Below are 24940 nucleotides of genomic sequence, written 5' to 3'. Positions count from 1 at the left end.
CGTATACCCGTTCCTGCCTCCCGGACCTTCAATTTTTCAAATACGACCCACCCTGCCTTAACATGGCCAGAACTTTTTCCACTGGCACGGCCTCCACCACCCGACCCAGCCGGCCACGGGTGGTGGTGGCCCGGAAGAGGGCGTTGAGCACCGCCTCCTCGGTGGCTTCCACCACCGCCCGGCTCAGACCGGAAAACGTTCCCCCGTGGTCGGGCAGGAACCCCGCCCAGTACACTCCGTCGGAGGCGTCGTGGCAGTACCGGGTGGCGGTGGTGAAGGCGAGCACGAAGTCTCCGCTGGAGTGGCCCACATAGGAGCCGGTGCGAGCCAGCCCCACCACCGCTCGCCGGGCCAGGCGCCCCAGTTGCCGCGAGGTGAGGGGCGCATCGGTGGCCACCACGACAATCACCGAACCACCCCTGTCCCCCGCCACCGCACACCCCGCTTCTGCCCCGCCCGGCGCAGCACCCCTCGCATCCGCCGTGCCAGCCCCTGCCGCATCAACCCCGAGGCGGAGGCCCACGGGGAAGCCCAGGATAGTGAGATCCCGGCGCCGGCCGAAGTTGGCGAGCACCAGTACCCCCAGGGTAAAGGTGCCTGCCTCCCCCATCACCACCCGGGAGGCGGTCCCTATGCCGCCTTTGAAGCCGTAACACACCATGCCGGTGCCCGCCCCCACCGCACCCTCCCGGGGGGGAACGGACGCGGCCACCTCCAGGGCCTGCCGCACGTGTTCGGGGCGCACCGCCAAAAGACGGATGTCATTGAGGTATCCGTCGTTGCACTCCATGACCACCGGGTTGACGGTACCGGCACTTCCCCCGATCCCGGGGTCCTGTTCCAGCATCCAGCGCACCAGTCCCTCGGCGACCGTCCCCACACTCAGGGTATTGGTGAGCACCACCGGGGTCTCCAGGGTGCCCAGCTCGGCCACCTGGGCCAATCCCATCGCCTTGCCGTAACCGTTGATTACGTGTACGGCGGCAACAACCTTCTCCCGGAACACGTTCCCCGGGTGGGGTCGCAAAGCGGTGACGCCCGTGCACACTCCCAGCTCGGGCTGGTACAGGGTAACGTGCCCCACCAGCACGCCGGCCACATCGGTGATGGCGTTCCCCGGCCCGACCGGTAGTTCTCCCACCCGGTATCCCAGGTCCCGCAAGCGCGGACGCTCAGAGGCGAGCACGGGCTGCCTCCACCAGGGCGGCAAATGGCTTGAGGTGCAGGGGATGGCGCCTCCACATCTCCTCGGGATGCCACTGTACCCCCAGGGCGAAGCGGTGGTCCGTGCCCGTGGCTTCCACGGCCTCGATGACCCCATCCGGTGCCCAGGCCACCGCGCGCAGTCCCCCGGCGACCTCCCTCACCGCCTGATGATGGAAGGAGTTCACCCGGACCTCCGGTACACCCAGGATGGCTGCCAGGCGGCTCCCGGGATCCAGCCGCACGGAATGGCTTTCATGCCACCGGGGTGCTTCCTGGCGATGCTTCAGCACGTTTCCCATCTGGGAACCCAGGTCCTGATAGAGAGTCCCGCCCGCGGCCACGTTGAGCACCTGCACCCCCCGGCATACCCCCAGCACGGGGACGCCCAGGGCCAGGGCCTCCCGGGCAAGGGCCAGTTCGAACGCGTCCCGCTCCGGTGTGACCCTCCCCAGGCCGGGCAGGGGGTCTTCCCCGTAGTGAGAGGGGTCAACGTCCACTCCTCCCGAAAGCAAAAGGCCCTGGAGGTGGGCCAGTACCTCCCCGGCCTTCTCCGGAGCAAGCACCGGCAGGACGACGGGTATGCCCCCTGCTGCTTCTACAGCCGCCGCGTACCCTGACGGAACCTGCACCCGGTCCTCCTCGTCGACGCTGCTGGTAATCCCTATCAATGGCAACAATCCCATTCAATCCTCCAGATATTGCGTATATGCGAATAGAGCGGGAGAGCCCCCCGTGTGCCAGAATACTACGTTTTCCCCTTCTTTGATGACACCACACCGCAGGTGATCCAGCAGGGCAGCCATGGCCTTCCCCGTGTACACCGGGTCCAGCAACACCCCCTCCCGCCTCGCGGTCAGGCGGACCGCCTCCAGGCAAGCGGCGGTGGGAATACCGTACCCCGGTCCCACGTATTCGTCCAGCACTTCCACCTGTGCGGGGTCAACCTCGACGGGCAGGCCCAGCAGCGCCGCCGCCCCCGTGGCCAGGTCCGCCACCCGCCGGCAGCACTCTTCCCTCGACCGGCTCACACTGACGCCGATCACCCGGAGAGACGGATCCAGCACCCTCGCCCCCAGCAACAGGCCGGCCTGGGTACCCCCGGATCCCGTGGCTACATAAACCCGGTGCACCACGAATCCCATCTGGCTCGCCTGGGCCAGCATCTCCTGCATGGCCAGGCAGTACCCCACCGCCCCCAGGGGGGTGGAACCCCCCACGGGAATGGCGTAAGGCCGCCGGCCCCGTTCGCGCAACCCGGCGGCGAGCTCTTCCATCACCTCCTCGGCGGGCCGGGCGCCCGCAAAGCGTACCTCGGCCCCCAGCAGGCGGTCCAGCAGCAGATTCCCCTGGTTCTCGCAGGGAGCCGGACCGTCCAGCACGAGGACGCAGTCCATCCCCAGGCGGGCGGCCAGGGCAGCGGTGATGCGGGCGTGGTTGGACTGGGCCCCCCCCACCGTGAGCACCACATCCGCCCCCTGCCGCCGGGCATCGGCAAGCAAGAACTCCAGCTTCCGCGCCTTATTCCCCCCCAGGGCGGGGCCGGTGAGATCGTCTCGCTTCAGGAACAGGCGCACTCCGCCAAACAAGTGCTCCAACCGCCCTGCCTCTTCCAGAGGGGTCGGCAATTGAGCAAGATGGAGGCGCGGCAGCCTGGCAAACTGCAATCTTCATCCCCCCTGCCGCGAATATCGTCAGATCTCCCTGAGCCCCACGCTGATGGCGAGGGCCTCGTCGACCCTTTCCATGATCTCATCGCCCAGATGTGCCACCCGCTGCCGGAGCCGGCGCTTGTCAATAGTGCGGATTTGCTCCAGCAGGATGACTGAGTCTCGGTCCAGGCCCGAATCCCGGGCCGGGAGCTCGACGTGGGTGGGCAGCCTGGCCTTGGCGATCTGGGAGGTAATGGCAGAGACGATAGTGGTGGGGCTGTACTTGTTCCCGATGTCGTTCTGGATGACCAGTACCGGGCGAACGCCCCCCTGCTCCGAACCCACAACCGGGCTCAGGTCAGCGTAAAATACGTCTCCCCGCCTGATCACAGACTCCCGCCCTCCGTCCCCGTCAAGGGACCTCCCGCACCCCAGGCCGCCTCCACGGGCCAGGCAGTGCCATCTTCGGCCAGGCGCAGGTTGAGTTGGGCCATCTCCTGATACCCCCGCACCAGTTGCTGCCGCAGCACCTGGCGGCGGCGCAATTCCAGGTGACCCCGCAAGGCGTCGCATATGACTTCGCTACGCTTCCTCTTTTCCTGGGCCACGATGCCGTCAACCGCATCCAGCAGATCCGCCGGCAAGGTGATGGTTATCCTGCGCGCTTCACCCATTACCTTCACCCCTTCCGGCAAAATCATCCGTTCCTGCTTCCCTTTGGGCAACCGTGCGCCTGCCCGCCTCCACATGGGCGACCGCACCATCTCTGAGGTAAACTCGCGGCACCCGCCACCCTATCCCCACCAGCACCTCGTACGGAATCGTTTCCGCCGCCCGGGCCAGGTCCCAGGCCGAAATCGATTCTTCACCCTGCCATCCCAGCAAGACCACCTCTTCTCCAGTGGTCGCTTCAAATCCCGCCGGGAGAGCAACGGTCACCTGGTCCATAGAAACCCGGCCCACCACCCGGGCCCGTCGCCCCCGCACCAGCACCTCTCCGCGTCCGGACAGCACCCTGCGGTACCCGTCGGCATACCCCACCGGCAGGGTGGCTACCACCTCGCCCCCCCGGGCCTGCCACGTACGCCCGTAGCCCACCGTCTCTCCGGACCGCATCACCTTGACCTGGGCCACGCGCGTTTTCCAGGTAAGCACCGGCCGCAACGATGCCACTTTCTCCAGCCCCGCGGCCGGGTACACCCCGTACATGGCCAGGCCGGGCCTCACCAGGTTGAACCTGGCCGGGGCAAGCCGCAACAGGGCAGCGCTGTTGGCCGCATGCCGGTAGGGCACATGCAGCTGTTCCCGCTCCAGCGCAGCCAGGACCGCGGAAAAAGCGTCGAGTTGGGTCCGAGCAAAAGAAAGATCCTCCTCGTCGGCGGTGGCCAGGTGCGTAAATATCCCTTCTACCTCCAGGGTGGGAATCCCCTTCAGCCAGCGCACGAAGCCCACTGCTTCCTCCGGGCGAACCCCCAGACGTCCCATCCCGGTGTCCACCTTGACGTGCACCCGAGCCCGCCGGCCCGCCCGGCTGCCGGCCTGGGCCAGGGCACGCGCCGTCTCGTCCCCGAAAACGCAGCAGGCGATGTCGGCCTCGACCGCCGCCCGAGCTTCCTCGGGAGGAACATAACCCAGCACGAGAGTGGGTGCCGTGAGGCCGTGCCGGCGCAGATGCAATCCTTCTTCCAGGCAGGCCACTGCCAGCCAGCGCGCCCCCGCCTCCACGGCGGTGCGGGACACCGCCACGGCCCCGTGACCGTATCCGTCCGCCTTGACCACGGCCATGACCTGACTGCCCCCGGCCACCCGCACCAGTTCCCGGACGTTGGCGGCCAGGGCATCCAGGTCTACTTCCGCCCAGGTGGGCCTCAGGTTGCGTTCCAGTACCGCCCGCAAGCTCGCGGCCGCTCACCCCTTTCCGGTCGACGGCCTCACGCCCGGGACATATCCGCGGTCTCCCGTGCCCGGTGGCGCCCGGCCAGCTCGAGCCGCCGGGCCGCCCGGGGCAGGCAGGCGAGGATGTCGCCCGCCACCAGGGACAGGCGCCCCCTGCGCTCCGCGGCCATGTCACCGGCCAGCCCGTGCAGGAACACGCCCACGCACGCTGCCCGCTCCGCGGGCAGCCCCTGAGCGAGGAAAGCACCCACCAGACCGGTGAGGACGTCACCGGAACCCCCGGTGGCCATACCCACGTTGCCGGTGGGGTTGATGTAAACTTGACCGGCCGGCGTCACCACCAGGGAACGGGCCCCCTTGAGGACGACCACGGCTCCGGAACGCCGGGCCGCCTCCCGCGCCGCCCGGACGCGATCGGCCTGGACCTGGGCCACCGTGGTGTCAAGGAGGCGGGCCATCTCCCCCGGGTGGGGCGTGAGCACGGTGGGGTGTTCCCTCTCCCGCAGGAGCAACAGGTCAGAGCCCAGGGCCCAGAGCCCGTCGGCGTCGATCACCAGGGGGGCCGGGCACCAGCGCACGAAATCGCGCACCAGGGTGGCCACCCCGGGGGAACGCCCCAGCCCGGGGCCTATGGCCCATGCCTCCACTCCCCGGCCGGCTTCCATGAGCACCTCCAGGGCGGAAGCGCTGAGCATCCCCTCTTCCTCCGGCAAACCCCGGGTCATGACTTCGGACAACCCTGCCGCCACCACCGGCTGCTGCCTCACGGGCAGGGCGAGGGTCACCAGCCCTGCACCCCCGCGCAAACCCGCCATGGCGGCCATCTTTGCCGCCCCCACCATCCCCTGGGAACCTGCCACCACCCACAGGTGTCCGAAGGTGCCCTTGTGGGCGGCCGCAGGACGCGGGGGCAACCAGGCGGCCACCTGCTCCTCTTCCAGCAGTTCCACCTGAGGGTGCACTCGGTCTATCAGCCCGGGGGGGATACCGATGTCGGCAACTACCACCCGGCCGGCATACTCCGCCCCCGGGTAGACGAGCAGGCCCACCTTGGGGAGGCCCAGGGTCACGGTTACCCGGGCTCTCACGCAGGGCCCGCTCACCGCCCCCGTATCGGCATCCAGGCCGGAAGGCACGTCCACGCTCAGTACCGGGCGCCCGGCCCGGTTCACCGCCTCGATGATCTGGGCCACGGGACCGCGGGCGCCCCCCTGGATGCCAGTCCCCAGCAGGGCATCCACCACCAGGTCCGCTCTAGCCAGCTCGCCCGCCAACTCGTCCTGCCATCCCGACCCGGACAGAAAACCCAGACTGAGATGGCTCCCCGCCAGCGCCTGTTCCGCCCGCGCCATGGCCAGGTTGGCAGCGGCATCCCCTTTGACTTCGTCCGGGAGGGCGCTTACCAGGACCTTCACTTCCGCCCCGTGATGGCAAAGGTGCCGGGCCACCACCAGACCGTCCCCGCCGTTGTTGCCCTTGCCGCACAGCACCAGCACCCGGCGCCCCGGCAGAATCCCGAGCATCTCCCGGGCCTGTCCAAAAACCGCCCGGCCTGCGTTCTCCATCAGCACCAGGCCCGGGATGGCGGCCTCTTCCTGGGCGAGCCGGTCGATTTCCCGCATTTCGGCGCCGGTGACCGCCTTCATTGCTCCTTCACCGCACGGGTATCGCCGGGCTCGGCGAGCGCCAGGGCCACCGCAACTGCCACATCCTCCTCGTGGCTAAGCGAAATCCGCAAAGATCTGACCCCCCGCTCTCGCGCCGCTCGCTCCCACGCCCCCCGGAGCACCGCCCGGGGAACGCCGTCGCGACCACGCAACACCACCACGTCGCGCCAGGGTCCGGGACGGCAACCAAGAGCCTTGGCTACAGCTTCCTTGGCCGCCCACCGCCCGGCCAAACGCTCGGCGGCACGGCGGCCGCGGCACTGGTCCAGCTCCTCGGGGGTGAAAAGGCGCGATATGATACGTTCCCCGTACCGCCGGAGCAGGCGACGCCACCGCCCCACCCGGACCACGTCAAGGCCTATACCCAGCATCCCCTGGTTATTCTTCCCCCCCACCCCTTTTTCCTTCGCCCGGGTGCCGGCAGGTGCGGGGGCGGCAACCAGGCTGGCTGCCGCCCCCTCGATTTGCGCCTGGGCTTGGTTTCTGCGCTGCAACTCGCCGCTGCCGGCGAGTCATTCCACGGTGACGCTTTTGGCCAGGTTGCGGGGTTTGTCCACGTCGCAGCCGCGGGCCACCGCCGCGTGATAGGCCAAAAGTTGCATAGGGACGACAGCCACCACGGGAGCCAGCCATTCGTCGACCGGCGGCAGCGGCACCACCTCGACACCGTGTCCCGGCTGTGCCACCTGCCCCGGAGGACCGCCCGATCCAGCAGGTTGGGTTTCATGGAGTGCGGCCGCCTGGGCGGCCAGGGGAGCGGGGGTGAAGAGATACACGCGGGCGCCCCGAGCACGCACCTCCTCCACGTTGGACATGGTCTTGGCCCACAGGGCACGCTGGGTGGCAAGGGCCACCACGGGAGTATCCTGTACCACCAGGGCAAGGGTACCGTGCTTGAGTTCCCCGGCCGCGTACGCCTCGGCGTGGATGTAGGAGATCTCCTTCAGCTTCAGTTGCGCTTCCTGGGCCACGGCGTAATCGAGGCCCCGGCCGATGAAGAACACATCCTGGTGCCCGGCCACCTGGCGGGCCACCTGCTCGACGCGGCCGGCGCCGGCCAGCACTTCCTCGACCTGCGCGGGCAGGCTGCGCAGGAGCCTGCCCAGACGCCGCACCTCGTCCGGCGACAAGGTGCCGCGCAGGTGGCCCAGGTGCAGGGCCAGGAGGGTGAGCGCCGCCACCTGGCAGGAGTACGCCTTGGTGGACGCCACCGCTATCTCCGGCCCCGCCCAGGTGTACAGCACCCGCTCCGCTTCCCGCGCGATGGAACTCCCCACCACGTTGACGATGGCCAGGACGCCCGCCCCCCGGGCGCGGGCCTCCCGCAGGGCAGCCCGGGTGTCGGCGGTCTCACCGGACTGGCTGATGACCACCACCAGCGTATCCCCGTCCACCAGGGGCTGGCGGTAACGGAATTCAGAAGCCAGTTCGGCCTCGGCCGGCAGGCGGGCCAACCCCTCGAGCAGGTACTTGCCCACCAGCCCCGCGTGGTAGGCAGTGCCGCACGCCACCAGATGCACGCGGCGGAACTTCCCCAGCCAGGCGGGATCGAGGGCCTCCTCTTCGGCGCGCACTTCCCCGTCCTCGCCCAGGCGGGAGGCCAGCGTCTGCCGCAGGGCCTGGGGCTGCTCGTGAATCTCCTTGAGCATGAAGTGCGGGTAGCCACCTTTCTGGGCCATGCTGGCGTCCCAGGTTACCTGGAACACTTCCTTGGTCAGCCGCCGCCCGCTGTGATCGGTTACCTCCACCCCGGTGGGGGTCAGTACCGCCATCTCCCCCTCGTCCAGGATGTAGGTACGCCTGGTGTACTCCAGCAGCGCGGGGACGTCGGAAGCGAGGAAGTTCTCGCCGTCCCCCAGCCCCACCACCAGGGGGCTCTCCTGCCTCACCCCTACCAGCATGCCGGGGTGGAGAGCCGACATGACGGCCAGGGCGTAAGACCCCCGCAGGCGGCGGGCAGCAGCCGCCACCGCCCGGGGGAAGTCGCCCTCATACAAACTCTCGATGAGGTGGGGAACCACCTCGGTGTCCGTCTGGGAACGGAATACGTGTCCCTGCGCTTCCAGTTCTGCCTTCAACTCACGGTAGTTCTCGATGATCCCGTTGTGGACCACCCAGAAACGTCCGCTGCAGTCCCCATGGGGATGGGCGTTTTCGTCCGAGGGAACACCGTGGGTAGCCCACCGCGTGTGCCCGATGCCCAGTTGTACTCGCTCACCGTCCCGCCCGGCGGATAACTCCTTGAGGTAGGGCTGAAGTGCCCCCTCCAGGTGGGAAAGCCTGCCCTCCCGTTTGCAGGTTCGCACCGTACCCCTGTCCAGCACCGCCACTCCCGCCGAATCATATCCCCGGTACTCCAGGCGGGCCAGTCCATGCAACAGCACAGGCAACGCGGGCCGCGGGCCCACGTAGCCCACTATTCCACACATCCTCTTCTCCTTTCACCACCCGGCCCTTTTGTCCCCGGGATCGCTCCTGGGATTTGTGAGGCCTCTATCGGTCGTGGTCAACCGTGGGGCATCCGCCGAACCTTTCGATCAACCCCATCCTCGTCGACTTCCCGGAGTGGGAAGCCCTGGCGCTCCTGGCCTGCACCAATCATGGCTATCACGCTGTGCTGTTCAGAAGTTCCCCGGCGATCACCTCCTCCAGCATGCCTGCCGCCCGGGCCACCTCCTCCCCGTCCACGCCCTCGACCATGATACGCACCAGGGGCTCCGTCCCAGAAGGACGGACCAGGACCCTTCCGCGTTCCCCCAGTGCCTCCCTGGCTTCCCGCAGGGCCTCCTCGATGCGAGGCGTGGGGCGATAGCGCATCCCGTTGGGCAGCCTCACGTTGCGGAGCACCTGGGGGTAACGGGGGATGCGCCCCGCCAGCGCAGAGAGGCTCTCACCCGAGCGAGCCAGGGCCCACAGAAGTTGCAGGGCCGTGAGCATGCCGTCACCGGTGGTGGCGTGGTCCAGGAAGATGATGTGGCCCGATTGCTCACCGCCCAGGCTGTACCCGCCCCGCAGCATCTCCTCCAGGACGTAGCGGTCGCCCACGGGGGTGCGCACCAGGCCCAGCCCCGCCTGGCGCAGGAACACCTCCAGGCCCAGGTTCGACATCACCGTCCCCACCACGGCTCCGCCGCGCAGGCGTCCTTCCCGCTGCAACGCCCGGGCCAGGATGCCCATGATGGCATCCCCGTCCACTACCTGGCCCTTCTCATCCACGGCGATGGTGCGATCACCGTCGCCATCGTGGGCCACCCCCGCCTGAGCCCCCCGCTCCACCACCTCGCGCGCCAGGCCCTGCGGGTGGGTGGAGCCGCATCCCGCATTGATGTTCAGCCCGTCCGGCTCCACATTGATGGCCGTCACCCGGGCGCCCACCCGCCCCAGCACCTGCGGAGCCAGGTCCGCAGTGGCCCCGTTGGCGCAATCCACCACCACCGGCAGGGCGGGCAAAGCTCCCGGGACAGTACCCACCAGGTACTCTATGTACTGCCCGCGCGCCGCGCGCGCATCTTCCAGCCGGCCCACTCCGCTTCCGGCCGGGCGGGGCAGACTGTCCGCACCCAGGACGAGGGCTTCGATCTTCTCCTCCACCTCATCGGGGAACTTGTACCCCTCAGCCGAGATGAGTTTGATCCCGTTGTACTCGGCGGGATTGTGGGAAGCGGAAACCACGGCTCCGCCCTGGCAACCCAGGTGCCGGGTGAGGTATGCCACCCCGGGGGTGGTGATCACCCCCAGGTCCAGCACGTCCGCTCCCGCGGAAAGCATACCGGCCACCAGGGCACTCTGCAAGAGGTGCCCCGACAGGCGGGTGTCCCTTCCCACCGCGAAACGGGGACGGCCTCCTCCCGCCAGTACGGCCGCGGCCGCCCGCCCCACGCGGAAGGCCAGCTCCGGAGTGAGTTCCACATTCGCTATCCCGCGCACCCCGTCAGTTCCGAAGAGCAACCAGACCCCCTCGCTTCTTCCTCCATAATATTCACCAACCTATTGCGTTGCCGGTCACGGGGGCCTCCCTCACAGCGCCGCGTCCGCGCAGATGCCCCGCGTCGCGCAAGCAGACCCCGCGTCCCCGTGCACGCGGCGATGCATCCGGCTACTACCTTGTGGTGGTGAGGGTCACCTCGGCCGGGTCCACCCCCATGATTTCCACACCCGGGGGTACCTCCACCTGCACGGTTACTCGCCGTTCCCCGGCTTCGCCACTGCCGTCCACCCAGGCCTTGGGGCTCAGGCCCTCCAGCAGGTCCTTGCGCGCGCGCACGGTGACCTTCACCTGGGCAGGCTGGCAGGAGGCCGTCATCCCCTGGGGAAGGTTGCGCACGGCCACGCCCAGGCCGGGGAATTCCTTGTCACCCACGTCTTCCACTATCTGCAGGTAGACCAGCACGGTCGGGGGGTCGGCCATCACCACGCCCGCGGGCAGGGCTACCGCGACCTCCCGCTCGGTATCCCCGCTCAGCCCTTCCAGAGAAACCGGGCGCGTGCTCACCCATTCCAGGGCATCCAGCCGCTCCTGGGGGGCCCGTACCCTGATGCGGGAAGGACTCACCACCACCTCGCGCAGCCGGTACCCCAGCGGAGGCTGCCCCTGGATGTCCGCCTGCACAGGTACTTCTTTGGCCGGGGGAAGCCTGACCAGGCTGAACCGCACATCCACCCCGGCCGGCTTCAGCGCCACCCCGGTGATTTCCCGACCCTGGGCGTCCACAGGCCGCAGGCTCACCGTGCGAGAAAAGTCGGCAGTGGCTCCCGTCACGTCAACCTCGCCCAGGGCGTAACGCACCTGCAGCACCTGCCCCCGGGGACCGCAGGCCAGTACTTCTGCGGGGCTGGGCAGGGGGGACTCTACCCGGTAGTCCTCGCCCACCACGCCCACCACGTGCACCTGCACGGGTACCCGGCGTTCTGCCAGGTAGTCCACCGTGACCCGGGCATAGGTGGGGGATACCTCGACTATCTGCACCCCCCGGGGAACCTTGACTGTCACGGGCAGGGAAAACTGCCCCGCCCCCGCCCCGGTGAGGTCAACTTCGGCTCGCAGGGCATCGGGGTCCAGGCGGTCGAGCATGGTGCGGGGGGCGCGCACGGTGACGTCCACCCTTTGCGGGCGGATCTCCGCCACCGCCAGCTCGCCCGGCACCCCGGTGGCACGCAGAGTCACCCCGGACAGGGTCACGGAAACCGCCGGACTCTGCCCGGAACCCACCCGTACCCAGAGGAGGAGAGCGAGCACCACCGCCAGGATCTTCAAGGTCACGTCTTTTTCCAGCCAGCGATCGATGCTGTTCACCACCAGCACCTCGGGTCAGCGCCCGGTCAGGGACGGCGCAAGAAGCGCGGCTCAGACGGGAAAAACGCATCCAGCATCTCGCGCAGGCCGGCGGGATCCACGTTCCGCACCAGCTTCCCTTCCGCGGCCACCGCCACCTGCCCGGTTTCCTCCGACACCACCACCGCCACCGCGTCGGAGCGCTCGCTGATCCCCACCGCCGCCCGGTGACGCGCCCCCAGTTCCGTCCCCAGGCGAGTGGCCTCCGCCAGGGGCAGGAAGCACGCAGCCGCCAGCACCCGGTCGCCGGAAACAATCACCGCCCCGTCGTGCAGGGGAGTGTTCGGGATGAAGACGTTCACCAGCAACTCCGACGACACCGCGGCGTCGAGGCGGATGCCCGTCTCCACGTATTCCCCCAGCCGGGTGGCTCGCTCGAGCACGATGAGGGCACCCACTTTCTCCCGGGAGAGCACCCCCACCGCTTTGGCCACTTCATCCAGAGCCCGGCTGCTGTACGAGTGCACGAACCAGTCGCGCCCGAAAATGCTGCCCCGGCCCAGTTGCTCCAGGGCCCGGCGCAACTCGGGCTGGAACACCACGGGCAGGGCTACCAGCAGAGCGATCTGCGCCTGGTCGAACAGCCACTTGAGGGTGGTCAGTTCCAACCAGTCAGAAACAGCTCCTGCCACGAACAGTACCACCATGCCTTTGATGAGCTGGACTGCCCGGGTGCCCCGCACCAGGCGGAACCCCCAGTAAAAGATGACGGCGACGGCGGCGATGTCCACCAGGTAGCGCAGCCAGTCTACCCAGGAAGCCGACACCAGCCACAGGGGAGATGCCAATACCCCTCACCCTTCCCCTGCGTCGCGCAGGGTGGTGTAGTAAGCCAGCGCCTGCAGTTCGGTCATCAGGTCGATGTTCTGGATATACGTGCCCGGCCGGGCCTGCAGCTTGGCCGGAGAGAAATTCAGGATGGCCTCTATCCCGGCGTCCATGAGCCGATCCGCCACCGCCTGGGCCTCGCCAGGGGGGACGGCGATGATGGCCATCTTGATGCCCTGCGCCCGGATTTCCTTCTCCATATCCTCCAGAGGGAGAATTTCCACGCCGGCTATGGACTTACCCACCTTATCCCAGTCCCGGTCGAAAATGGCGGTGATACGAACTTCCTTGTGCCGGGCCAGGTTATGCCGGGCCAGGGCCGTTCCCAGGTTGCCCGCCCCCACCAGGGCTACCGGCACCTCGGCGGTCAGGCCCAGGATGCGCTTGAGTTTGCGCCCCAGCAGAACGGGATCGTACCCGACCCCCCGGGTACCGAAAGCCCCGAAGTAGGCCAGGTCCTTGCGGATTTGTTCCGGAGTGACGCCCACCCGGGCGGCCAGATCGGCTGAAGAAACCACGTCCACCCCGTCTTCTGCCAGTTCCTCCAGCACCCTCAGGTACACGGGGAGCCGCCTGATGGCGGCTTCCGGGATGCGCAGGTCGGGAGACCTGTTACCCATCTTCCTAAAACCTCCGCTCAACCACGAATTCGGCCGCTTCCCCGAGGAGCGCGGTAACCCGTGCGGGGGGCAGGCATCTCAGTGCCTGCAGGGCCTCTTCCTTCAGGGAGCGAGCCAGTTCACGGGCCCGTTCCAGGTGACCACCTTCTTGAAGGATATTTCTCAACCGACTCAATTCTTCCTCCCCAAACCGCCGCGCCCGGATCACCTCTGTTATCCAGGGCCCATGCTCTCCGGCCAGGGCATATATGACCGGCAGGGTGAGCACACCCTCGCGCAAGTCGCTGCCCGCCGGCTTGCCCATCTCGGCGCCCGACCCCGTGAAGTCCAGGACGTCGTCCACGATCTGGAAAGCAAGGCCCAGGCTGTAGCCGTATTCCCCCACCGCATCCACAACAGCGGCAGGAGCCTGTCCCAGCATCGCCCCGGCGCGGCAGCAGTCGGCGATGAAGCGGGCCGTCTTGCGGCCGATGCGGGCCAGGTATTGCTCCTCGCTCTGCTCGGGATCGAAGCGGTGGGCTTCCTGATCCATCTCCCCCTTGCACATCTCTTCCACCGCGCTGGCCAGGAGGTCCACCACCTCCTGGCCACCGTAGCGGGATCCCAGGGTGAGGGCACGGGAGAAAAGATAATCGCCCAGGAGCACCGCCACCCGATCGTTCCAGGTCACGTGCACGGTCGGCCACCCCCGGCGCCGGGGAGAACCATCGATGACGTCGTCGTGCACCAGGGTGGCCATGTGAACCAGCTCCACGGCCGCCGCCACAGGGATCACCCGCCGGGGGTGGTACTTACCGAGCCGGGCACACAGGAGGACCAGCCCGGGGCGCAGGTGCTTGCCCGCCCCCCGCAGGAGATGCCGCCCCGCTTCCCCCATCAGCCCCTGGGGACTCTCCAGGGTGACCCGGATCCACTCATGCACCATCTCCATCTCCCGGGCGAGGAACGCCCACCGGGCACCCCGGAAAGGCACACGCAATGGATTACGGGGGAGAGCAGGGGCACTCCCCGTGGCAGCGCTGGCCTCCACTGTTTCACCCACCTCAGTATTCGGCGGGCATCGTCTTGAGTTGAGCCAGGGTGAACACGGGCCCGTCCAGGCATACGTACCGGGAGCCGATGTTGCACCGCCCGCACTTGCCGATGCCGCACTGCATCTTGAGTTCCAGCGTGGTGATAATCTGCTCATCAGAGAATCCCAGTTTCTTGAGGGACTCCAGGGTAAATTTTATCATGATGGGCGGCCCGCAGGTGATGGCGATCTTGCCTTCCGGCTCGGGATGAACCTGCTCGAGGAAGTGCGGGACCAGGGCCACTGCTCCCTTCCACTCCTCGTCTCCGCGGTCCACGGTCAGGAGCACCCTGGTGTCGGGCGCAAAGGGCCATACGTCGTACAGCTCCCGTTTGAAGCACAGGTCCCCCGGGGAGCGGGCCCCGTAGATAATGTCTATTTTACCGTACTGGGCGCGGTTGTCCAGAACGTAATTGATCAGCGAGCGCAGAGGGGCCAGGCCGATCCCGCCCCCGATGAACAGGAGATCCTTGCCCTTCATCTCTTCCACCGGGAAGTGGTTGCCGTAGGGCCCGCGGATGCCGATCACATCCCCCGGCTCCATCTCGTGCAGGCGGGTGGTGAGCCGTCCCACTTGCTTGACGGCCAGTTCCAGGGGACGGGGCCGGGTGGGGCTGGAGCTGATGGAGATCATCGCCTCCCCCACCCCGAACACGGAGACCATGGCACACTGGCCCGGCAGGTGGGAAAACGCCACCCCGGGGTCAGAGAAGTTAACCCGGAACGTCTTCACGTCTCCGGATGCCGTCTCGGGGATGATTTCCTCGATGGTGGCCAGGTGGGGCATCATGGGATTCATCGCCGCACCGGCGTCTTTGTCCGGCACGGCCCCAGCCGGCAACGTGGCATCAGGCATGCTGAGTCACCCCCCGCAGGTCAGCGATCACGGTGGCCATGTCGAGTCCCACCGGACAGTGGGCCACGCAGCGCCCGCACCCCGTGCACAGGTACTGCCCGTACCGCTGCACGAAGTAAACGAGCTTGTGCATGAAGCGCTGGCGGGTCCGCTCCTTCCTGGTGGGACGGGGGTTGTGTCCCCCGGCCATGAGCAGGAAGTCCCTGAACTGGCAGCTATCCCAGCAACGCAGCCTGACCCCGTCTTCCCCTTTGGCCACGTCGGTGACCAGGAAACAGTGGCAGGTGGGACACAGGTAGGTGCAGATCCCGCAGCCCAGGCAGCGCCGGGATGCCTCCTGCCAGTAAGGATCATCGAAGCGGTCGTCCAGTGCCTTCCAGAGCTGGTCCGGGCTTATCCGGTCGCCCAGGGGCACGGTCTTGCCAAGGTACTCCTGCTTCAGGCGCTCGCCCTCGTCCCCTGCTTCCCCCAGGGACATCCCGGCCCGCTCCAGCAGCGCCTGGCCGCGCGGGGTGAGCACCTCCACTCCCAGCCACTCCTCGGCCGGGTAGAGCATGACGTCGGCGCCCTCGCCCGTGCCGGGGGTGATGCCGAAGGCGGTGCAAAAGCAGGAGGATTCGTCCGGCTGCTGGCAGGCCACCCCCACCAGGGTGGTGAGATCCCGGCGCTTGCCCCAGTAAGCGTCCCGGTAGTCGCCCCCCAGGAATACCCGGTCCAGCAGGGAAAGGGCCGCCAGATCGCACGGCCGTATCCCGAACAGGACCACCTGCTGCTCGGGCTGGACGGGCACGATGGTGGCGGCCGGGGAAGGCTGGAACCGGAACATGACCTCACTCTGGGGGAAGAACAGCTCCTTGGCGGAACGCACCGGGTTGACGTAGTCGAATATCACTTGCTCACCGGACGACACCGGCCGGAACACCACCACCCCGTCTTCCCGCACTGGAGCCACCAGGGAAGCGGTGGAGGCCAACTTGTCCAGGAAAGCACGCAGGTCCTTACGATCAAGGCGCCTCATCAGCCCACCCCCCTCAGTGGAAGTCGGGGTCGCCGGGTGCGTACATGGCCAGGGGTTCCTTCTCGTCGGGATCCCAGGGCCGCTCGACCCCGAACAGTTCCTGGATTTCCTTTTGCAGGGCCCGGTTGAGCTTCATGAGCGGGATCCCGACCGGGCACACCCGCTCGCATTCCCCGCAATCCACGCACCTTCCCGCCACGTGGAAGGCCCGGGTGAAGTGGAACATGTACTGCTCGGACACACTGACCTCGCGGCTGAGCCACATGGGCTCCCAGACGTCGAAGCAGCACTCCCGGCAACTGCACGCCGGGCACACGTTGCGGCAGGCAAAGCAGCGCACGCAACGGGAGAACTGCCGGTCCCAGTACGCCGCCCGCTCTGCCAGCGGCATGGCCAGTATCTCCGCTACCTCAGCGTAGTCCCGGGTACGGGCCGGCCGGGGGGCGACTTCGGGGCCCACCACCAGGTCCACATCCCGGGGGTTGGGATCTTCGCAGTGCAGGCAGCGATCCAGCAGGTACTCCTCCCGCGGGAGCTCCTTCACCTCGCCGGTGCTGGTCTGGAGCACCAGTTTCCCGTCCCTCACCCCCGCCTCCACTATGGGACCCGGGTGCAGCGATTCCACCTTCCGGGCGTCCACCATCCCTGGACACGCTACCCCCACCAGGAGGACGCGCTCGCGGTCCAGGCGGCGGTCAGCCACCAGGCGCCTCGTGGCCCGGAGGTCGCACGCTTTCACCAGCACCCCCACCCGACCTTCGTCCTCCTGCTCGTCCAGCAGGTACTTGGCCAGGGAGGGGGCACAGAACTCATTCCACACCAGATCATCAGCCTGCTCGGGCCCCAGCACGTGGTGAGGCCTCACCCGCAGGGGCGTGCGCCCCGCCCGGTACCCCAGAAAAACCCTCACCTGCCCAGCCGCCAGCAGGCCGGCCACCTTCTCCCGCAGTTCCCCGTTTGTGGCCCGCATTTCCCCGCTCATGGCTCATCCCTCATCACGCGGTTGGGCCCCAGGGCCCTGATCTCTTCCGTCATCTCCCGCACCGTGTCCGCGAACTTCTGGCCCTCGGACGCCGACACCCAGGTCACCCGCAGCCGCCGGGGGTCTATCCCCAGGTACTCCAGGAAGCGACGGGCCACCTGCAGGCGCCGGCGGGTGAAGTAGTTGCCAGTGGAGTAATGGCAATCCCCCGGGTGACACCCTGCCACCAGGACACCGTCGGCCCCCTTCTGGAAGGCACGCACGATGAACTGGGGGTTGACCCGGCCCGAGCAGGGAACCCTGATGACCCGGATGGTGGGGGGGTACTCCAGGCGGCTGGTGCCGGCCAGGTCCGCCCCCGCGTAGGAACACCAGTTGCAGCAGAAGCCTATGATCCGGGGCTCCCAACCGGCCCCCGCCGCGGGGTCGTTGGCGGCCCCCGCCGCGGGGCCATGGGTGGCCCGGGCGCTTTGGGCATTCAGCGACATAGCGCTTCCACCTCCGCCAGCACCTGTTCGTTGGAGAATCCCAGGAGGTTCATGGCACCGTCCCGGCAGGCCACCGTGCAGGCCCCGCACCCCTGGCAGAGGCCGGCGTTCACCGTGGCCACCCGCCGGCTGACCGTGCGTCCGCGCACCCGCTCGGTGATGACCTTCTCGTCGATGGCCCGGTACGGACAGATGGGCTTGCACCACAGGCAGCCCGAGCAGATGGCCTCGTTGACGGCGGCGATGAGGGGATCGGCGGTCAGGGTGTCCCTGGAGAACATGGCCGTTACCTTGGCCGCCGCCCCGCTGGCCTGGGCCACGGCATCCGGGATGTCCTTGGGACCCTGACACGACCCGGCCAGGTAGATACCGGCCGTATTGGTTTCCACCGGGCGCAGCTTGGGGTGGGCCTCATTGAAGAAGGCGTACTGGTCGTAGGAAATCCCCAGGGTGCGGGCCAGTTCACCGGCGTCCCGGCGCGGTGTGATGCCGGTGGCCAGCACCACCATGTCGGCTTCCACCCGCACCTTGCGCCCCAGCAGGGTGTCCTCGCCCTGTACCACCAGGTGGTCGCCCTCGCGCCAGATGCGGGCCACCCGTCCCCGGATGTACCGCGTACCCATCTCCTGGGAACGCTTGTAGAACTCCTCGTACCCCTTGCCGGGGGTGCGCATGTCCATGTAGAACACGTAGCTCCGGCACCCGGGCACTTTCTCGGAAAGCAGGATGGCGTGCTTGGCCGTGTACATGCAGCACACCCGGGAACAGTAGCTGATCCCCTTGCGGTCATCGCGGGAGCCCACGCAGGTGACGAACACCACACTGCGCGGCACCTTGCCGTCGGACGGCCGCTTGATCTTCCCCTCGGTGGGACCGGAGGCGTTCACCAGCCGCTCGAAGTGGAGCCCGCTGATCACGTCGGGATCCCGGCCCGTCCCGTATTCCCCGTACCGCGCGTGGTCGAAGAGGTCGAAGCCGGTGGCCACCACGATAGCTCCGAAGCGTTGCGTGATCAGCTCGTCTTCCTGACTGAAGTCGATGGCTCCTGCCGGGCAGAACCGCTCGCACACCCGGCACTTGCCGGTCTTGAAATAAACACAGTGTTCCCGGTCGATGATCGGCTTGTTGGGCACGGCCTGGGGGAAGGGGACGTATATCACCTTGCGCTGGCCCAGCCCCAGGTCAAACTCCGAGGGCACCTTATGGGGGCACTTGGCCCAGCAGGAACCACAACCGGTGCACTTGGACTCGTCCACGGAGCGGGCCTTCTTGCGGATGGTGACCTCGAAATTGCCCACATAGCCCGACACCTGCTCCACCTGGGAATAAGTGAGCAGGCGGATGTTGGGGTGCTGGGCAACGTCCACCATCTTGGGGGTGAGGATGCACAGGGAGCAGTCCAGGGTGGGGAAGGTCTTGTCCAGTTGGGCCATGCGCCCCCCAATGGATGGCTCCTTCTCCACCAGCCACACCTCGTGGCCGGCGTCAGCGATGTCAAGGGCTGCCTGGATGCCGGCGATGCCCCCGCCGATCACGAGAGCTCGCTTCTCCACGGGGATGGAGGCCTTCTGGAGGGGCCGGTTGAACACCACCTTGGCCACCGCCCGGCGCACCAGGTCGATGGCCTTGGCGGTAGCCTCCTCCCGGTCCCGGTGCACCCACGAACAGTGCTCCCGCACGTTGGCGATCTCCAGGAGGTAGGGGTTGAGGCCGGCCGACTCCACCGTGCGCCGGAAGGTGTTCTCATGCATGCGGGGCGAGCAGGCCGCCACCACCACCCGGTCCAGGCGATGCTCCTTGATCCCCTTGCGTATCTGCTCCTGGCCGGGCTCGGAGCAGGTGTACTTGTTCTGCTCCACGTACACTACGCCCGGCATCTTCCGCACGGCTTCCTGGAGGCGGTCGATGTCCACCGTCCCCGCGATGTTCGACCCACAGTGACACAGGAATACACCGATGCGCTTCATGCCCCGCCCCCCTCACACCAGCGCCTTCTGGCGCAGGACCCCGAGAGGGTCCACGAAATGGCTGTCCAGCCCCAGTTCGGAGGGCGGCAGCCCTAGAGCCACCCCCAGGAGCTGGGTGAAGTAGTACACCGGGATGTTCCACCGCCGCCCGCTCCACTTCTGGGCCTGGACCTGGCGCATGTCCAGGTTGGACTGGCAGAAGGGACAGGCCACCACGATGGCCTCGGCCCCCGCCTTCTGGGCGGCGGTGAGGATCTGCGCAGCCAGTTGCCAGACCACGCGGGTGCGGGTAATGCTGAGGGATGCCCCGCAACACTCGGTCTTGGCCGGCCACACCACCGGTTCCCCGCCCAGGGCCCGCACCAGGCGGTCCAGGGTCTGGGGATCCTCGGGGTCGTCGAACTCCATCACCGCCGACGGGCGCACCAGCAGGCAGCCGTAGTAACAGGCCACCTTCATGCCCCCCAGCGTCTTCTTCAGGCGGGCAGTGATACCCTCCAACCCGTATCGGTTCACGATCACGTCGGGGAGGGCGTACACCTGGGAGCGAGCCCCGTAATCCTCCCCCAGGACCTCCTGCACCTGCTGACGCACCCTGCGGTCGGAACGCACGGCGTGCACGGTGGTGCGCAGGCGGTTGAAGCAGGCCGCGCAGGGAGCCACCACGTCCAGCCCCATCTGGTCCGCCCGGGCCAGGCTGCGGGCCGGTAGGGCCAGGCTGAGTAACTTGCTGGTGGCGTGGGCCGAAGTGGCACCGCAGCAGGACCAGTCGGGGATATCCTCCAGCTCCAGCCCCAGGACCCGGGCCACCGTCCGGGTGGAACGGTCGTACTCGCGGGCGGTGCCTGAGAGGGAACAGCCGGGGAAATAGGCGTACTTCACCGTACCTCCCCTCCTTTCCGGTCGGCAGCAGATGGTGCCCGGTCGCCCGGCGCTTCCTGACCCGGCGTCGCACCCCCGGCGCGGGCCACTTCCACGGCCCGCACGCGGGCAAACAGCGCCCGGACCTGGTCGATGCCGCGGATGCGGTGGGGCAGAGGTGCCAGCTTACCGTGGCGCATCATGGGCAGCCCCACGTCCAGGTCGGAGAAGAGGTCGCCGCTTCTCAACTTGTACCGGGCCATCAGTCCCAGCTCGTGCAGTCGGCCCGTCGCGCGCACGTTGTCAAGGAAAAGCTCGTGGAAGACGGCGATGGGACCCTCGGCGGGCCGGTACCCGTACCTGCCGGCCAGCGCGCGCAGGGCATCCATGGTGGCAGCCACGTCCACCTCCCGCGGGCAACGCTCCGTGCAGGCCGTACAGGAGGCGCACAGCCAGATGGTCCGGCAACGCAGCACTTCGTCCCGGGCACCCAACTGGACCAACCTGATAACCTGATATGGCTCCAGGTCCATCACAAAGGAAACCGGGCAGGAAGCGGCGCACTTCCCACACTGATAGCAAAGCGATACTCTCGTTCCCGCCTCCTCCTCCACCTCACGCAAGAAGCCGGGCTCCATCCCCACCGCGAGATCCAGCACGGCTTTCGTCACCCTCTCTGCCCTCCCTCCACGCCCGCCCCGTTTGACACCTGAGTCCCGGGGATTGTTCGTTTGGTAACAAAGGCAGGCAAAAAAGCAGTTATCCTCAAGGTATTTGCAACACCCACTATCATTTCCATACACCTTCGCCGATTCCTGCTGACCGCGCCCGGTCTGCCCACCAATGGAGCCGGCGCAGGCGGTGGTTCACACCCGACTTCCCCACGGGGGGCTGCAGGGTCTCGCCCAGTTCCCGCAGGCTCACCTCGGGATAGCGCAGGCGCGCCAGAGCCACTTCCTGGAGGGCACGGGGGAGCTGGTCCCACATGCCGGCGGCAAGGATGGCCCGGATGTCCTCGACCTGCCGCCAGGAGGCTTCCACCACTTTGCCCAGGTTGGCCGTTTCCGCATTCACAAGCCGATTCACCAGGTTCTTGACTTCTTTCAGGGCGCGCACGTTTTCGAAACGCATGACAGACTGGTACGCGCCCGCCAAGGTGAGAAAGCGGGAAACCTGCTCCCCGTCTTTCAGGTAAATGAGATAGCCCCCCTGCCGGCGAGCCAGCCTGGCGGGCAAACGCTCCTCCTGGAGCAGGGCCAGCACTCCCTCGGCTGCTTCCCGGGAAGGAAACACCAGTTCCAGGTGGTTCCCCCGTCCCGGGTCGGCCACCCAGCCCGATGCCAGGAACACGCCGCGCAGGAAAGAGCGCCGGCAGCACCACGCACGGGGCATGCTCTCCGGTTCTCCCAGGGCCGGCAGGGCAACGGGCGGAGAAACCAGGAACCGGTAATGGTTCCCAGCCCGAACCGTCTGCACCCTGGGAGGCGCGCCCCAGGCTCCCCTGCTGAGACGTACCACCTTACGCGCGGTGGCCGCACTCTCCACCAGCCAGGAGCCCTGCCGGCGGCCGTACCACCAGAGGGCCAGGAGCTCCGCCCGCCGGCAACAGGAGCGCTCGGGTATCACCCGCGCCAGTTCTTCCCTTACCTGAACGGTGAAGGACAATCCAGGCCCCCCGCCCGGGTTTAGCTTGAGTTTAGCACTTCGCGCGCCGGCGGACAATGTCTTAATTCTGCCACAACCGCCTCCGCTGCGCACCACCTGCCAGACCCACCACCACCCGTGCCAGGCGCTCCGGGTGGTGCCGCACCCAGTCGCCCTCCTGAAGCAACCTGCCCTTCACCACCCGCAATCCCATGCTGCGCATAACTTCGGGGTCAGCGACCACCGGCTGTGCTCCCTGCACCCGGTAGCGGACCAGGAGGTCGGGATGGGGGCGCTGCACGTTGACGACAGCCACGTCTGCCACCTGAGCCCCCACCTGCCCGAACAGCACCTCGACGTGCCGGGAGGCCGAATACCCGTCCGTCTCTCCCGGTTGGGTCATCACATTGCACACGTAAATACGCAGGGCCTGCGTCCGGCACACCGCCTGCCGCAGACCCTCCACCAGCAACGGCGGAATCACACTCGTGTACAGGCTGCCGGGCCCCAGGACGATGGCATCCGCCGCCTCCAGGGCCTCCAGGGCCTGGGGAAGCGGTTCTGCCCCCGCCGGCTCCAGGAATAAACGGCGCACTCTGGGCCCGCAAGTGGTAACCACCGTCTCCCCGCGCACCACGCTCCCGTCCTGAAGCTCAGCCCCCAGCACCACGGGATCGCGGGTGGCCGGCAGCACCTGACCCCTGATCTTGAGCACCCCGCTGCACAGGGCCACCGCCTGCTCGAAATCCCCCGTCAGTTGGGTCAGGGCTGCCAGGAGCAGGTTCCCCAGGCTGTGGCCACCCAGTTCGGAACCGGCAGGGAACCGGTACTGAAACAGTTCCTGCATGAGGGGCTCCGCTTCTGCCAGCGCCACCAGGCAGTTGCGGATATCACCGGGCGGAGGCACCCCTAATTGCCCGCGCAACTTCCCCGAACTGCCTCCGTCGTCGGAGGCGGTCACGATGGCGGTGATGTCAACGGGATGAGACTTCAGGCCCCGCAGGAGAGTGGAGAGCCCCGTCCCCCCACCTATGGCCACGATGCGCAGGCGCCGCCCGCCGGCCATGCGGCTCACTCCTCGCCGATGTCCCGGTGTTCCGTCAGCACGGTATGGCCCAGCCGGCGAAAGAAGTCCGCGAGGTACTCGGCCACCACCACGGAACGGTGCCGGCCGCCGGTGCATCCCACTGCTACTGTGAGCTGGGTCTTGCCCTCGGCCACGTACTGGGGGAGGAGGAAGCGAAACAAACCCCCGAGGAGCCGCAGGAAGCGCCGGGAAACCGGCCAGCGCAGGACGTAATCCCTTACCCGGGGGTCGGTTCCGTCCAGATCACGCAGGGAGTCCACGTAATTGGGGTTGGGTAAGAAGCGCACGTCGAGCACCAGGTCGGCGTCGAGGGGTATCCCGTGCTTGTACCCGAAGGTCCTCACCACCACGATCAGACCCCGCCGCCGCCCGGCGAAAAGCTGCATCACTTCCTCGCGCAGCTTCTGGGGAGAAAGGTCGGAAGTGTCCAGGACGATGTGAGCCCTGCCCCGCAATTCCTGCAGGCGCCGCCGCTCCTCCTGGATGCCCTCGAGAATGCCCCCGTGAGGGGCGAGGGGATGCCGCCTCCTCGTTTCCTTGTAACGGCGTACCAGCACTTCGTCAGAAGCTTCCAGGAAGATGATGCGATAGGGGAGGCCCACCGCCTCAAGGTGCTCAAGGGCAGAGAAGACCTCGCCGAAGAATTCACCGCCACGGATGTCAACCACCAGGGCGACCCGCTGCAACCTGCCCTGCTGGCACAACTCCGCGAACTTGGGTATTAGCTCGGGGGGCAGGTTGTCCACGCAGAAAAAACCCAGGTCCTCAAGTGTGCGGACCGCCAGCGACTTGCCCGCCCCGGAAAGGCCGGTGATGATCACCAGCTGGCTCATCTGGTTCTCTGCGATGGCCTCTCCTCTCCTCTCAGTTCGCACGCGCCACGGGGGCTCGCCGCTCTGGCCGGGGGCCGCGCGTTCCACACCAGGTGGGGCGCGATCCCCGCCGCCCGCGCCCGTTCCAGACCGGCCTGCAGGCACCCCACCCGGCTAGGTGAATGGGCATCCGACGAAATGATGAACCGCACGCCGTACCGCATCGCCACTTCCAGATCCTCCGGGGTCGGATACCCGTGCAGGCTGTTGATTTCGATGGCCGTCCCCCGTTCGGCACATGCCGCCGCCAACTCTTCCATGTCCACGTCCATCTTCAGCCCGGCGTGGGTGACCGCCATCACCGGGTAACGCCTCACCGCCCCTACCAGGGCTCTGGTATTCAGGCTACGTGCCCGCCCCTCCGCCCCCATCCACCGGCGGACAGACCTCCCGCCCGCGGCCCGCCCGTGGACCCGTCCCCGGGCGAGCCGGGCGATTGCCGCCACCGCGTTGTTCCACACAAGGGGCCATGCTCCCTTCCACAGGGACGGCCGGATCTGAGGATGCAGTCCCACCAGCAGGATATCCAGCCGCGAGATGGCACGTTCGGAGATGTCCAGGTCACCCGCGGGGGATATCACGTTGGCCTCCATCCCCAGCAACACCTTCACCGATGGGTAACGCACCCGGGCCTCCTCCACCTCCCGGCGCATTTGCGCCAGGCGCTCCTCGGACCGCAATCCGATGAATAGCAGGGCGGGCCCGTGGTCGCAAATCCCCAGTTCGGCCAGACCAGCCCGGGCAGCGGCAGCCACGTTGTCCAGGATACTCCCCTGGCCGTGGCTGAAGCGGGTGTGGGTGTGGTAGTCCGCCGCCAGGGTCCACCCCTCCCAGGCACTGGCCACCGAGGCCAGCCCTTCCCGGAGCGTTTCCCGGCACCGGGCCTGGCGGTCAA

25 protein-coding genes are annotated in these 24940 nt (G+C 67.7%); all 25 read right to left on the bottom strand.

Annotated elements, in window-relative coordinates:
* Positions 1-28: 28 nt before the first annotated feature.
* The 25 genes from AB1446_08635 to AB1446_08515 all read right to left on the bottom strand — a co-directional run bounded on the left by AB1446_08635 (position 29) and on the right by AB1446_08515 (position 24890).
* Positions 29-1186 carry a P1 family peptidase gene (locus tag AB1446_08635; GenBank protein MEW6546968.1) on the bottom strand — a complete coding sequence of 386 codons (1158 nt, stop codon included), beginning with the start codon at positions 1184-1186 and terminating at the stop codon, positions 29-31.
* Positions 1173-1889, bottom strand: a complete 717-nt coding sequence (locus AB1446_08630) for a gamma-glutamyl-gamma-aminobutyrate hydrolase family protein (GenBank protein ID MEW6546967.1) — start codon at positions 1887-1889, stop codon at positions 1173-1175. The genes AB1446_08635 and AB1446_08630 overlap by 14 nt, the downstream gene beginning before the upstream one ends.
* Positions 1890-2831, bottom strand: coding sequence for a D-cysteine desulfhydrase family protein (locus AB1446_08625; GenBank protein ID MEW6546966.1), 942 nt, complete (start codon positions 2829-2831; stop codon positions 1890-1892). It abuts the gene before it with no gap.
* Between the two features lie 66 nt (positions 2832-2897).
* Positions 2898-3245 (bottom strand): type II toxin-antitoxin system PemK/MazF family toxin, encoded by a 348-nt coding sequence (locus tag AB1446_08620; GenBank protein MEW6546965.1) that lies wholly within the window; start codon positions 3243-3245, stop codon positions 2898-2900.
* Positions 3242-3529 (bottom strand): ribbon-helix-helix protein, CopG family, encoded by a 288-nt coding sequence (locus AB1446_08615; GenBank protein MEW6546964.1) that lies wholly within the window; start codon positions 3527-3529, stop codon positions 3242-3244. Before AB1446_08615 ends, AB1446_08620 begins: the two co-directional genes overlap by 4 nt.
* Positions 3522-4751: an alanine racemase gene (alr, locus tag AB1446_08610; protein MEW6546963.1), complete on the bottom strand. Its 1230-nt coding sequence runs from the start codon at positions 4749-4751 to the stop codon at positions 3522-3524. Before alr ends, AB1446_08615 begins: the two co-directional genes overlap by 8 nt.
* A gap of 35 nt (positions 4752-4786) precedes the next feature.
* A complete protein-coding gene (locus AB1446_08605; protein ID MEW6546962.1) occupies positions 4787-6397 on the bottom strand; it encodes an NAD(P)H-hydrate dehydratase in 1611 nt (536 codons plus the stop codon).
* The gene (gene acpS / locus AB1446_08600) at positions 6394-6813 is read right to left on the bottom strand and encodes a holo-ACP synthase (protein MEW6546961.1); all 420 of its coding nucleotides are present in this window, start codon (positions 6811-6813) and stop codon (positions 6394-6396) included. The genes AB1446_08605 and acpS overlap by 4 nt, the downstream gene beginning before the upstream one ends.
* 117 nt (positions 6814-6930) lie before the next feature.
* The gene (gene glmS / locus AB1446_08595; protein ID MEW6546960.1) at positions 6931-8847 is read right to left on the bottom strand and encodes a glutamine--fructose-6-phosphate transaminase (isomerizing); all 1917 of its coding nucleotides are present in this window, start codon (positions 8845-8847) and stop codon (positions 6931-6933) included.
* 178 nt (positions 8848-9025) lie between these two features.
* Positions 9026-10366, bottom strand: a complete 1341-nt coding sequence (gene glmM, locus AB1446_08590; protein ID MEW6546959.1) for a phosphoglucosamine mutase — start codon at positions 10364-10366, stop codon at positions 9026-9028.
* A gap of 151 nt (positions 10367-10517) precedes the next feature.
* Positions 10518-11711, bottom strand: a complete 1194-nt coding sequence (locus AB1446_08585; GenBank protein MEW6546958.1) for a CdaR family protein — start codon at positions 11709-11711, stop codon at positions 10518-10520.
* A gap of 26 nt (positions 11712-11737) precedes the next feature.
* Positions 11738-12538 carry a diadenylate cyclase CdaA gene (gene cdaA, locus AB1446_08580; GenBank protein ID MEW6546957.1) on the bottom strand — a complete coding sequence of 267 codons (801 nt, stop codon included), beginning with the start codon at positions 12536-12538 and terminating at the stop codon, positions 11738-11740.
* Between the two features lie 6 nt (positions 12539-12544).
* Positions 12545-13198, bottom strand: coding sequence for a redox-sensing transcriptional repressor Rex (locus tag AB1446_08575; protein ID MEW6546956.1), 654 nt, complete (start codon positions 13196-13198; stop codon positions 12545-12547).
* Between the two features lie 4 nt (positions 13199-13202).
* Entirely contained in the window at positions 13203-14228 is a 1026-nt protein-coding gene (locus tag AB1446_08570) for a polyprenyl synthetase family protein (GenBank protein MEW6546955.1), read from the bottom strand.
* A 13-nt stretch (positions 14229-14241) separates the two neighbouring features.
* A complete protein-coding gene (locus AB1446_08565) occupies positions 14242-15126 on the bottom strand; it encodes an FAD/NAD(P)-binding protein (protein MEW6546954.1) in 885 nt (294 codons plus the stop codon).
* The gene (locus AB1446_08560; GenBank protein MEW6546953.1) at positions 15119-16144 is read right to left on the bottom strand and encodes a 4Fe-4S dicluster domain-containing protein; all 1026 of its coding nucleotides are present in this window, start codon (positions 16142-16144) and stop codon (positions 15119-15121) included. The genes AB1446_08565 and AB1446_08560 overlap by 8 nt, the downstream gene beginning before the upstream one ends.
* A gap of 13 nt (positions 16145-16157) precedes the next feature.
* Positions 16158-17126, bottom strand: coding sequence for a Coenzyme F420 hydrogenase/dehydrogenase, beta subunit C-terminal domain (locus AB1446_08555; GenBank protein ID MEW6546952.1), 969 nt, complete (start codon positions 17124-17126; stop codon positions 16158-16160).
* On the bottom strand, positions 17123-17614 hold the full coding sequence (locus AB1446_08550; protein MEW6546951.1) for a hydrogenase iron-sulfur subunit: 492 nt from the start codon (positions 17612-17614) through the stop codon (positions 17123-17125). The genes AB1446_08555 and AB1446_08550 overlap by 4 nt, the downstream gene beginning before the upstream one ends.
* Positions 17605-19581 (bottom strand): CoB--CoM heterodisulfide reductase iron-sulfur subunit A family protein, encoded by a 1977-nt coding sequence (locus tag AB1446_08545; protein MEW6546950.1) that lies wholly within the window; start codon positions 19579-19581, stop codon positions 17605-17607. Before AB1446_08545 ends, AB1446_08550 begins: the two co-directional genes overlap by 10 nt.
* A gap of 12 nt (positions 19582-19593) precedes the next feature.
* On the bottom strand, positions 19594-20463 hold the full coding sequence (locus tag AB1446_08540; GenBank protein ID MEW6546949.1) for a CoB--CoM heterodisulfide reductase iron-sulfur subunit B family protein: 870 nt from the start codon (positions 20461-20463) through the stop codon (positions 19594-19596).
* Positions 20460-21113 (bottom strand): 4Fe-4S dicluster domain-containing protein, encoded by a 654-nt coding sequence (locus AB1446_08535; protein MEW6546948.1) that lies wholly within the window; start codon positions 21111-21113, stop codon positions 20460-20462. The genes AB1446_08540 and AB1446_08535 overlap by 4 nt, the downstream gene beginning before the upstream one ends.
* 118 nt (positions 21114-21231) lie before the next feature.
* On the bottom strand, positions 21232-22107 hold the full coding sequence (gene whiA / locus AB1446_08530) for a DNA-binding protein WhiA (GenBank protein ID MEW6546947.1): 876 nt from the start codon (positions 22105-22107) through the stop codon (positions 21232-21234).
* Positions 22108-22168: 61 nt separating this feature from the next.
* A complete protein-coding gene (gene yvcK, locus AB1446_08525; protein MEW6546946.1) occupies positions 22169-23152 on the bottom strand; it encodes a uridine diphosphate-N-acetylglucosamine-binding protein YvcK in 984 nt (327 codons plus the stop codon).
* Between the two features lie 5 nt (positions 23153-23157).
* The gene (rapZ, locus tag AB1446_08520; protein MEW6546945.1) at positions 23158-24006 is read right to left on the bottom strand and encodes an RNase adapter RapZ; all 849 of its coding nucleotides are present in this window, start codon (positions 24004-24006) and stop codon (positions 23158-23160) included.
* Complete coding sequence (locus tag AB1446_08515; GenBank protein ID MEW6546944.1) at positions 24003-24890, bottom strand: PHP domain-containing protein; 888 nt, start codon at positions 24888-24890, stop codon at positions 24003-24005. The genes rapZ and AB1446_08515 overlap by 4 nt, the downstream gene beginning before the upstream one ends.
* Between the last annotated feature and the right edge of the window lie 50 nt (positions 24891-24940).

The organism is Bacillota bacterium (assembly GCA_040757085.1).
Taxonomy (GTDB): domain Bacteria; phylum Bacillota; class Sulfobacillia; order JACIYH01; family JACIYH01; genus JACIYH01.
This window is presented reverse-complemented; position numbering and strand designations above follow the sequence as displayed.